At 59.3% G+C, this 11,536-nt stretch carries 7 protein-coding genes; 5 read left to right on the top strand and 2 right to left on the bottom strand.

All coding sequences use genetic code 11. The annotated features are described in order from the left end of the window. Positions 1–13 precede the first annotated feature (13 nt). The 3 genes from ADG881_RS17070 (at position 14) to ADG881_RS17060 (ending at position 5,000) form a co-directional block, all read left to right on the top strand. The gene (locus tag ADG881_RS17070; RefSeq protein WP_007150893.1) at positions 14–820 is read left to right on the top strand and encodes an enoyl-CoA hydratase/isomerase family protein; all 807 of its coding nucleotides are present in this window, start codon (positions 14–16) and stop codon (positions 818–820) included. Between the two features lie 167 nt (positions 821–987). Next, positions 988–2,958 (top strand): acetyl/propionyl/methylcrotonyl-CoA carboxylase subunit alpha, encoded by a 1,971-nt coding sequence (locus ADG881_RS17065; RefSeq protein WP_007151303.1) that lies wholly within the window; start codon positions 988–990, stop codon positions 2,956–2,958. Between the two features lie 212 nt (positions 2,959–3,170). Beyond that, on the top strand, positions 3,171–5,000 hold the full coding sequence (locus ADG881_RS17060; protein ID WP_007151559.1) for a long-chain-acyl-CoA synthetase: 1,830 nt from the start codon (positions 3,171–3,173) through the stop codon (positions 4,998–5,000). Between the two features lie 944 nt (positions 5,001–5,944). On the opposite strand, the gene ADG881_RS17055 is transcribed toward ADG881_RS17060, so the two are convergent. Both ADG881_RS17055 and ADG881_RS17050 read right to left on the bottom strand, forming a co-directional pair. Then, a complete protein-coding gene (locus ADG881_RS17055) occupies positions 5,945–7,111 on the bottom strand; it encodes an acyl-CoA dehydrogenase (protein ID WP_039927037.1) in 1,167 nt (388 codons plus the stop codon). Positions 7,112–7,189: 78 nt separating this feature from the next. After that, positions 7,190–8,392: a 3-oxoadipyl-CoA thiolase gene (locus tag ADG881_RS17050; RefSeq protein WP_007150662.1), complete on the bottom strand. Its 1,203-nt coding sequence runs from the start codon at positions 8,390–8,392 to the stop codon at positions 7,190–7,192. Positions 8,393–8,740: 348 nt separating this feature from the next. Between ADG881_RS17050 and ADG881_RS17045 the strand changes: the two genes are divergently transcribed. Together ADG881_RS17045 and ADG881_RS17040 are read left to right on the top strand one after the other, a co-directional pair. Then, a complete protein-coding gene (locus ADG881_RS17045; RefSeq protein ID WP_007150497.1) occupies positions 8,741–9,898 on the top strand; it encodes an acyl-CoA dehydrogenase family protein in 1,158 nt (385 codons plus the stop codon). Between the two features lie 241 nt (positions 9,899–10,139). Further along, positions 10,140–11,534 (top strand): hypothetical protein, encoded by a 1,395-nt coding sequence (locus ADG881_RS17040; protein ID WP_232211747.1) that lies wholly within the window; start codon positions 10,140–10,142, stop codon positions 11,532–11,534. Positions 11,535–11,536 lie beyond the last annotated feature (2 nt).

Genomic DNA, 11,536 nt, shown 5'->3' with positions numbered 1-11,536 from the left:
AACGAGGTGAAGCATGAGCTTACCCAGCACCGAAACCTTGCTAATCAACCTTGACGGCCCCGTCCTGCATATCACGCTGAACCGGCCCGAAAGCCGCAATGCCATGAGCCTGACCATGGTGAACGAATTGATGGCGGTGTTTGAAAGCGTGGCCGGCGATACAACCATTCGCGCCATCGTTCTGCGCGGTACTGGCGGGCACTTCTGTGCCGGCGGCGACATCAAGGACATGGCCGGAGCGCGACAGCAGGCCGCCGGCGGCGACGATAATGCCTTCCAGACACTGAACCGCCGCTTCGGGGAAATGATTACCGCAGCCAACCGTCAGCCACAGGTAGTAATCACCGTGCTGGAAGGGGCTGTCCTTGGCGGCGGCTTCGGCCTAGCGTGTATCTCGGACGTGGCCATCGCCAGCGAAGACGCCACTTTCGGCCTGCCGGAAACCGGGCTGGGCGTGATCCCCGCACAAATTGCCCCCTTTGTGGTGGAACGCATCGGCCTGACCCAGGCCCGCCGCCTGGCGTTGACCGGCATACGCTTCAAAGGGAACGAAGCCTTGCGGCTGGGTATCGTGCATGAGGTTGCTGACAACAGCGACGCCCTGGATACCGCCCTGGAAAACACCCTGAAGGCGGTGCGTCGCTGCGCGCCCCATGCTAACCGGGTTACCAAGGAGCTGGTGCTGAACGTGAGCCACATTCCCATGAATACCTTGTTGGACCAGGCCGCCACCGACTTTGCTGCGGCGGTTAACAGCGAGGAAGGCCAGGAAGGCACCATGGCGTTCGTACAAAAACGCCCGGCGGCCTGGAATCAATAAGAGCACACCTTGCGAGGAGCGAGTAACGAGTCGCGAAAACCCGGAACCATGGGCTTCGTTTTGCATTTGGTACTCGTCACAGGCTCCTCGCTCCTGAGCTGTTCGCGCCTAAAGCGCCGCTCTGTGCGGGAAAGCATTTTCAACCGGAACACCGGTAAGGAATCACAATGAGCTTTGAAAAAATCCTGATTGCCAACCGTGGCGAGATTGCCTGCCGGGTCATCGCCACCGCCCAGTCCCTGGGCTACCGGACCGTGGCGGTCTATTCCGAGCCGGATGCCGGTGCCCGTCATGTGCAACTGGCTGACGAAGCGGTCTGCATCGGCCCGGCCCTGGCCAGCGCCTCCTACCTGAACATGGACGCCCTGCTCGCCGCCTGCCAGCAAACCGGTGCCGATGCGGTGCATCCCGGTTACGGCTTTCTCTCCGAAAATGCCGCCTTTTCCAAGGCATGCAAAGAGGCAGGCATTATCTTTATCGGCCCCGATGAAGACGCCATTCAACTGATGGGTTCCAAACGGCTTTCCAAGATCGCCATGCAGGATGCTGGCGTGCCGTGTATCCCCGGTTATCAGGGCGAAGAGCAAAGTGATGAGCGCCTACAACAGGAAGCGGAGCGCATCGGCCTGCCGTTGATGATCAAGGCCAGTGCCGGTGGGGGTGGCCGGGGCATGCGCGTGGTTACCGACGCCGGTGATATCAGCGCTCAGCTGAAAAGCGCCCGTCAGGAAGCCAAAAACGCGTTCGGCAGTGACGAGCTGATCCTGGAACGCGCTGTCCTGCAGCCCCGGCATGTGGAAATCCAGGTATTCGGTGATCGCCACGGTAACGTAATCCATCTGGGCGAGCGCGACTGCTCCGTGCAACGGCGTCACCAGAAAGTGGTGGAAGAAGCGCCCTCCCCGGCCGTGGACGAACCCTTGCGCCAACGCATGGGCGAGGCCGCCGTGCAGGCGGCCAGGGCCTGCCAGTATGTGGGCGCCGGCACGGTGGAATTCCTGCTTGCTCCGGAGGGAGACTTTTTCTTCCTGGAAATGAACACCCGCCTGCAGGTAGAGCATCCGGTCACCGAGCTGGTCACCGGCCTGGATCTGGTCGCCTGGCAAATCAAGGTGGCGCGCGGCGAGCCCCTGCCTTTAACCCAGGATCAGGTACAGCTCACCGGCCACGCCATGGAGGTTCGCCTCTACGCGGAAGACCCCGCACAGAACTACATGCCGCAAACCGGCCCGGTGTTGCGCTGGCAACCGGCCAGTGGTGACGGTATTCGCATCGACCACGGTCTCGTGGAAGGTGCCGAAATCGGCAGCCATTACGACCCCATGCTGGCCAAGATCATTGCCGTGGGTGATAGCCGTGAAGACGCCCGTCGCCGCCTGATTCGTGCCGTGCAAGACACCACCCTGATGGGCGTCAACGACAACCGTCAGTTCCTGGCGGCAATCCTCGCCCATCCGGTCTTTGCCCGTGGTGAGGCGACTACCGCCTTTATTGGTGATGACTTTGCCGACGACAGCAGCCTGGCCGGCGATGCCCCGGACGCCCTGCTATGGGCACTGGCGGCCTTGTATCACTGTCGCAGCGAAACCCCCTCTGATGCCCTGCGCGGCTGGCACTCCAGCACCCTGGGCGCACAGCCGGTCACCCTGCGCTGCGGCGAACACACCCAGACGCTCTACATCCGCTATCAGGATGACGCGGCACAGATCAGCGTCGGCGACCCGGCACAAGCCATCACCCTGGCGCCACTCAGCGACAACCGCGTGGCCGTCAACGGCGTCGCTGTGGACGTCAAGGTGTTACAGGATGGCAAGCAATACTGGCTGCAATGTCAGGGCCGCACCGCCTGCTTCACCGATGATACCCACACCGCTGCCGGCAGCAGCGACCAGGCCGGTTCCGGCCTGATCCGTGCCCCCATGGACGGCGCCATTATCGACGTGAACGTGAAAGCCGGCGATACCGTCAGCAAGGGGCAGGTTCTGGTGGTCATGGAGGCCATGAAAATGGAACACAGCCTGAAGGCAGACTGCGACGGCAAGGTAGAGGCGCTTGATCTGAGCCCCGGCAGCCAGGTAAAACGCCAGCAATTGCTGGTTACCGTCACCCCGGACGCAGCTGTCACATCCGGTCAGTGACAATTTAGCCACGGAGAGGGATGCTCCGCTGTGCTCCAATAATTTGCACCGGGCAAATTGGGCCAAAACGGGGCCCAACAATTTCCCCGGGCACTGCCACCGGGCAGGGCGCTTGCCCTGCCCTGGTGCTACGGTTAAGGTAAGCGCCCGCTTGCCAACACTGGGCTCCCGGCTTTTCCGGGCCTTCCAAGAACACAGACAATGGAGATCCTATGAGCAACGCCGACATCATCACGTTGCCCAAGCTTCTGTCCAAGGTTCCAGAGGTAATCACCAATCTTCCCGGCCTGATCAAGGGCTCGAAGATGGCGAAAATCACTGACACCAGCAAGCCATTGGGGCTGGGCGTTGCTATCGAGCGCGCCACCAGCATGAACCCGAATGGCGCTGCCGTGATCTACCAGGACACAGAACTTACCTACAAGCAGTTCAACGCCTGGGCCAACCGCCTGGCAGACTACCTGGCCTCTATCGGCCTGAAAAAAGGCGATACCGTTGCCGTCAACGTGGAAAACCGCCCCGAGCTGCTGGCCACTGTTCTTGCCTGCGCCAAGCTGGGCGTCTGCGCGGCCCTGATCAATACCTCCCAGCGCGGCAAGGTACTGATCCATAGTTTCAATCTGGTGAAACCCAAAGCCGCCATCGTTGGCGAAGAACTGATTGATGCCGTGGAAGAAGTCCGCGGTGATCTGGATCTGAAAGACAATTTCTTCTTCTTTGCGGATCAGAACACCTTGGAGAACCCCGGTGAAGCCCCCGCGGGTTACAAGAACCTGGCCAGCGAAAGCCGTGACTGCTCCAGTGAGAACCCGGCGTCCAGCAAGCAGACTTTCCTGCGCGACCCGCTGTTCTACATTTACACCTCCGGCACCACTGGTCTGCCCAAAGCGGTGGTCTTCAACCACGGCCGCTGGGAAAAAGCCTATGGTGGCTTCGGCTTCTCCGCCGTACGCCTGACCAAGGATGACCGCATCTACACCACCCTGCCGTTCTACCACGCCACCGGCATGGTGATCTGCTGGGCGTCCGTGATCGCCAGTGCCGGCGCCATTGTCATTGCGCGCAAATTCTCCGCCAGTGGCTTCTGGGACGACATCCGCCGCCATAACTGTACCGCCTTCGGCTATGTGGGCGAGCTGTGCCGTTACCTGCACGAGCAACCGGAAAAGCCGAACGATCAGGACAACAAGATCCACACCATCGTCGGTAACGGCCTGCGCCCGAGCATCTGGAAAGACTTCAAGAATCGCTTCGGCATTGATCGTGTGGTCGAGCTGTATGCCTCCTCGGAAGGCAACGTGGCTTTCACCAACGTATTCAACTTCGACAACACCGTAGGGTTCTCTCCGGTCAGCTACGCCATCGTCAAATACGACAAAGAGCGTGACGAGCCGGTGCGTGACAGCAAAGGCCATATGATCAAGGTCGGCAAGGGTGAATCCGGGCTGATGCTGGGCGAGATCACCGAGAAGACCCCTTTCGACGGCTACACCGACCCGGAAAAAACCGAGAAATCCATCTACCGTGATGTGTTCGCCAAAGGTGATGCCTGGTTCAACACCGGCGACATGATGCGCGATATCGGTTTCCGCCACGCCCAGTTCGTGGACCGCCTCGGGGATACCTTCCGCTGGAAAGGTGAAAACGTATCCACCACCGAAGTGGAACAGATTCTCGATGGCTACGACGGCATCCAGGAATCCGTGGTCTACGGTGTGGAGATTCCCAACACCAACGGCCGTGCCGGCATGGGCCAGATCCGCCTGACCGGTAACCACAGCGACTTTGACTTCCAGGGCCTGTGTGAGTACCTGAAGCGGGAATTGCCGCCTTACGCCATCCCGGTTTTCCTGCGTATCAACGAAGAAGCCATGGAAACCACGGGCACCTTCAAGCACCAGAAAAACAAGCTCAAGGAACAGAAGTATGACCTAAGCCAACAAAGCAACGCGGTGTACGCACTGCTGCCTGGTGAAAGCTGCTACCAGAAACTGGACGAAGCCACGCAAAACGGCATCGACGGTGGTGAGTACCGCTTCTAGCGCACTCGTTGCAAAGAAGCACAAAAAAGGCGCCTCACGGCGCCTTTTTTGGTTCTGCAGTCCACAGATAAACACATCGCAGGCATCAGCCTGTTAACACCAGCACAATTACTCACACCCGGTTTTCTATCCACGGCATCTGTGGATAACACTGTTAGCGAGTGTCGGATAACGCGGCCAAAGCCAGTGGTGGCGGGCCTTCCAGCGACTTGCGTGGTTTTTCACCAGGCTAACACAGGCTCGGACAAACAACGAAAGGTCAAGCCCATCATGATTTTTTCTGTGCTGGGGATTATTCCACAAAAGCTGTGCATAACTTTGTGAACAACCTGACTAAAAGCCCCCGAAGCGCCCGGCATACGCCGCTTCCCGCAAACTGGTTTATTTTTACGCGAATCAGAAACCATTGATTATTCAGTGACTTATTGGTGTTTTTTTACGCTATTCACAGAAAGGGGTTGACCCTGTTGGCAAAATGGCGGGAGCGATCAGCTTGTGCAAAAGCGCCAGACAAATCATATATCTGTCATAACGAACCTGTGTTTTCGGTCTATGGCAGATTAGTGTCTCCCTGACTGCCAGACTTTTTCCACAGATCCTGTGGATAACCCTGTGCATAGACGGTAGAAAACATTGCAACATCACCCAAAAATCACGCCTCAGGACGACATGATCACTTTTTGATCAATCATTTTTTCATTTTAATATCAACAGGTTACGCTATTTTTTATGGGTATTTAACGTAGTTGTCATTTTTTTCTGCAGAAAAAGAGCATTGACAAAAAACTGTGTACAAAATTGGGGCAGCCACACGTTACCAAGGGTGACACCCTGGTACAGCCGTGCATATAACAGGCCACTTTCCTTTCCCCCTATCCCGTTCGCCATTGCCACCCTGCCCCTCAAGCACACACCTTCAGAGCAAGAGTGGCAGGGTTCGCCTGTTAGCCGAAGGCCTGCAAGCCGGTCTGTGCCCGGCCCAGGATCAAGGCGTGAACATCGTGCGTACCTTCGTAGGTATTCACCGCTTCCAAGTTCATCACATGACGAATCACATGGTATTCATCGCTGATCCCGTTGCCGCCATGCATGTCACGGGCCTGACGGGCGATATCAATGGCCTTGCCACAATTATTGCGCTTCATCAGCGAGACCATTTCCGGTGACCAGTCTCCTGCATCCATCAACCGGCCCAGCTGCAAGGCGCCCTGTAAGCCCAGGGTGATCTCGGTCTGCATGTCAGCCAGCTTTTTCTGAATCAGCTGGGTCGCCGCCAGGGGGCGGCCAAACTGTTTGCGGTCCAGGGTGTACTGGCGAGCCGCATGCCAACAGAATTCCGCCGCTCCCATGGCGCCCCAGCTAATCCCGTAGCGCGCCTTGTTCAGGCAGCTGAACGGCCCCTTCAGGCCTTCCACGTCTAACCGGTTTTCTTCCGGCACAAAGCAATCGTCCAGCGAGATCTGCCCGGTGATAGATGCACGCAGAGAGAACTTGCCTTCGATCTTCGGGGTGCTGAAGCCGTCAAAGCCCCGCTCCACCACAAAGCCGTTGATCTTGCCGTCCAGGTTGGCCCACACCACCGCCACATCCGCGATCGGCGAATTGGTAATCCAGGTCTTGGCCCCATTTAGCAGGTAACCGCCATCCACCTTTTTGGCACGGGTGCTCATGGAGCCCGGATCAGAACCATGGTCCGGCTCGGTCAGCCCAAAGCAGCCCACCCACTCACCGGTGGCAAGCTTCGGCAGGTATTTCTCGCGCACCGCTTCACTACCAAAGGTGTAAATAGGGAACATCACCAGGGACGACTGCACGCTCATGGCTGAACGGTAGCCGGAATCCACCCGCTCCACTTCACGGGCAACCAGGCCATAGCTGACATGGTTCACGCCGGCGCCACCATATTGCTCAGGAATGGTGGGGCCGAGAAAGCCCAGTGCCCCCATTTCCGTCATGATTTCCCGGTGAAAAATCTCGTGACGATTCGCTTCAAGCACACGCGTCATCAACTTGCTCTGGCAGTAGTCCTGCGCCGCATCACGGATCATTCGCTCGTCTTCGGTGAGCTGGGTTTCCAGCAACAAGGGATCTTTCCAATCAAATCTCTGCATCTTCAATCCTGTTCGGTTCATTCCCGCAGAGCGGACATGTTCATCAGACAATGTCCGCGCTGCGGCATCGTTAATTGTTCACTGTCTTTCAATCACCATGGCCACACCCTGGCCTACCCCGATACACAGGCTCACCAGTGCATAGCGACCGCCAGTGGCTTCCAGCTGCCGCGTGGCGGTGAGGGCCAGGCGGGCGCCGGAGGCACCCAGCGGATGGCCCACGGCTATAGCGCCGCCATTCGGGTTCAGACGTTCATCATCGCCAGCCAGCCCCAGCTGCTTGCAGCAGCCCAACACCTGGGCGGCGAATGCCTCATTGATTTCGATGACATCCATCTGCTCCAGCGTCAGGCCGGCCCGGGCCAATGCCTTGTTACAGGCCTCAACCGGCCCCAACCCCATGACGCGAGGCGCCACACCAGCAACGGCCCCGGCCAGAATACGGGCACGGGGGGCAATGCCAGCGGCTTCTCCGGCCGCTCGGGAGCCCACGATCAGCGCCGCCGCCCCATCATTCACCCCCGACGCATTGCCGGCAGTAATCACCCCACCGTCCACAATCGCCGGCAGTTTGGCCAGCTTGTCCACGCCGGTTCCCGGACGCGGGTGCTCGTCATCAGTCACCGTCAGCGGGTCTTTCTTGCGACCCTGCGGCACCGTTACCGGTGTTATTTCTTCACGGAAGAAGCCCCGCTCACGGGCGTCTTGGTAACGCTGCTGGGATCGGGCGGCAAAGGCGTCCGCGGATTCACGGCTGATGCCCAGATCCTCAGCCACATTTTGTGCCGTCTCCGGCATGGTATCGCCACCAAACTGCTGGAGGATGGTCGGGTTGGGGAAACGGGCACCAATGGTGCTGTCGAAAATCGTCATATCCCGGCTGAACGCTTTTTCCGCCTTCGCCATGACAAACGGCGCCCGGCTCATGGATTCCGTACCACCGGCAATGATCAGCTCCCCCTCCCCCACAGTGACCATACGGGCGGCATCCAGAGTCGCGGCCAGGCCACTGCCACAGAGACGGTTCACGGTAATTCCCGCCACCGATTCCGGCAGGCCGGCAAGCAAACCCGCATGGCGAGCCACGTTACGGGCATCCTCACCGGCCTGATTGGTGTTGCCGATAACCACGTCTTCAAAGCCCGCAGGCTCGAAACGATTGCGCTGTACCAGCTCGCGGATCACCCCGGCCAGCAAGTCATCCGGCCGCACCGGCGCCAACGCGCCGCCGTGGCGGCCAAAGGGGGTGCGCAGACCATCGTAAATATAGGCATCAAGCATTACATTCTCCGAATGCGCAGCATGCTCCATGCAACACGCAGCAACGCGTAAACGCCCTCGGCCAGACGTCACGGCCGTGCCCACGAGTCAGTGTGGGGCGCGCGCCAAAAGGTCACCAAATCCAATGGCTTCCACCGCGTTGTTGCGTGCTGCCTGGAGCGTGCTGCAGCCAGTTCGTCCGCTATGCGGAATGATGTTTTGAAACTTGACGGGCAGAATAGGCCGTGACAGAGTGCGATGCAAGTGGTGCAACCGGGCAGTCACAGGACATGCCTCCCCTGGCCGCAACCACCCAACAAGAATCTGCCGTTACCGCCTCGAACCACATTATAGCCGCCGGACCCAGCCATGATTCGTGATGCCGAAATCCTCTCGCAGTTGACTGACACCATTGCCCGTTTTGTACGCGAACGGCTCGTTCCCGCCGAACAGCAAGTGGCCGAAAGTGACGCCATTCCCGACGACATTGTCGCCGACATGAAGGCCATGGGCCTGTTCGGACTGTCGATTCCGGAAGAGCTTGGCGGACTCGGGCTGACCATGGAAGAGGAAGTGATGGTGGCCTTTGAACTGGGTCGCACCTCGCCTGCGTTTCGCTCCCTCATGGGCACCAACAATGGTATCGGCGCCCAGGGCATCCTGATTGATGGTACCGACGAGCAGAAACAGAAATACGTTCCCCAGCTCGCTACCGGGGAGGTGATCGGCGCCTTCTGTCTGACCGAACCGGACGTGGGCTCCGACTCCGGCGCGGTGAAAACCCGTGCCGAAAAAGACGGCGACCACTATATTCTCAACGGTACCAAACGCTTTATCACCAACGGCCCCCACGCCGGCCTCTTTACCGTGATGGCGCGCACCAACCCGGATATCCCAGGCGGTGGCGGCGTTACCGCCTTTATCGTCGATGGCGACACCCCCGGCATTCACCGCGGCAAGGCGGACGTGAAAATGGGCCAGAAAGGCGCCCACACTTGCGACATCATTTTTGAAAATTGCCGGGTACCCGCAGAGAACATTATCGGCGGACAGGAAGGCAAGGGGTTCAAAACCGCCATGAAAGTGCTGGACCGGGGCCGGTTGCATATTTCCGCCATCTGCGTGGGCGTTGCCTACCGGCTCATCGAAGACGCGGTGAATTTTTCTGCCGAGCGCAAACAGTTCGGCAAGCCCATCATCGAGCACCAGCTGATTCAGGCCATGCTGGCTGACTCCCGGGCAGAAGCCTTCGCCGGCCGTTCCATGGTACTGGAAGCCGCCCGCAGCAAGGACCGGGGAGAACGGGTCAGCCTGGACGCCTCCTGCTGCAAGCTGTTCTGCTCGGAAATGGTAGGCCGGGTGGCCGATCGTGCCGTGCAGATTCACGGCGGCGCAGGTTACATGGCGGACTATCCGGTGGAACGCTTCTATCGCGATGTGCGCCTGTTCCGCATTTATGAAGGCACCACCCAGATCCAGCAGATCGTCATCGCCCGGGAACTGGCACGGCAGGCGGGGAATAGTTGAAAGTTTAAAGTTGAAACAGCGAATCGCTGTTGCTGCCAATCGAACAAAGTCGGAGCCGCGCCGACAGGCTGTATTCACTATGCAAGCATAGTTTCCCACAAAAACAGCCGCCATTTTGATCCCTGTGGGAAGCGATGCTTGCATCGCGAATACGACATTTAATCGCGGGCACTGATTTCATCAATTAGCTTTGACCCTGAACGCGCCTTTTAACTTTAAACTTTCAACTTGCAGCTCATTCATGCCCTTGACCCGCCCCCTCGATTACACCCTCCCCCTGTGCATGATCGGCACAATACTGTCTCTGGTGTTCGATCTGGACGCCGGGGCCTGGCTGGCGCGGGTCACACTGCTGCTTTACCTGCTGGTGCAATGGCCCCGGCAAGCGCGGATGGCCAAGGGAATTCTGCTGGTGGTTATCGCCATGGCCGGCGTTGTTATCTGGAGTGAAGCTCAGCCTGTTCCGGTTTTGCTCCAGGCCCTGGACCGCCTCTGTTTTTTCGCCACTTTCGTTTCATCACTGGGCCTGCTGCGCGTCTCTGCCATGCGCTCGCGGCTGGTTCGCGATGCCGGGCAGACCCTGATCCGCCAGAAGCCCGCCCTACGCTACCCCACACTGTCCCTGGGGACGGCGCTGTTCGGCATCATTATTAACATCGGAGTGCTGAACCTGTTCGGCGCCATGGTGATGCGCAGCAATACCCTCAAGGCCGCTGGTGGCCACGATGATATCCAGCAAGCCCGCGAACGGCGGATGATGCTGTCCATTTTGCGCGGCTTTGCCCTGGCCCCTCTGGTATCGCCTCTGGGGGTGACCATGGCAGTCATTCTGGCCAATATGCCCAGTCTCACCTGGGCCAGCCTGGCCCCGGTGGCGCTGCCCACCGCCGGGCTCTTTTTTCTGCTCGGCTGGTGGCTGGACTGGCAGCTCAGACCCAAACAACTGGCGCAACGGGTCCCTGCAACACAACCGCCCTCGCTATCGCCACTGATTCGCTTCACCTTGCTGGCCCTGCTGATCACCCTGAGCGTATTTGCCGTCGCCCTGGCAGGAAATCTGCGTTTGCCCGTCGCCGTCCTGATTGCCTGCCCGCTTGCTGCCATCCTGTGGATGGCAAAGCAGAGGCGGCGACTGGGGGGCGGCACCGGGCTGCGCCGATCGCTCACCTTGCTCGCCCGGCATTCGCGCTTGATCTTCGGTTCCAACCGGGGAGAAATTGCCGTGCTGGGCGGCTCCGCCTGCCTGGGCGCATTGATTACCCCCCTGGTGGATCAACATGCCCTGCACGAGCTGCTACTGGCCACCCATCTGCAAGGCGCCGCCATGGCCGTGGCAGCCATGTTGCTGGTGGTCGGGCTGGCGCAAGTGGGCCTGAACCCGATTGTCTCTGTCACCCTGCTAGCCTCCCTGCTGGGTGACGGCGTCGGGGTGGACCCGAGAATTCTGGCGGTCGGGTTGATGTGCGCCTGGAGCCTGTCGATGATCTCGTCCCCGTTCACCGCCTCCATGCTGGTGCTCAGCCAACTGATCCACCGTTCCCCCTACCGGATCGCCTGGCACTGGAATGGGTTGTTCTTTGTGTTGGTGGTGCCAATGCTGGCGTTGTGGATTGGGGGGATGACGCAATGGTTGTGAGA

Origin of the sequence: Alcanivorax sp. DG881, assembly GCF_000155615.1 — a bacterium.
GTDB lineage: Bacteria > Pseudomonadota > Gammaproteobacteria > Pseudomonadales > Alcanivoracaceae > Alcanivorax.
This window is presented reverse-complemented; position numbering and strand designations above follow the sequence as displayed.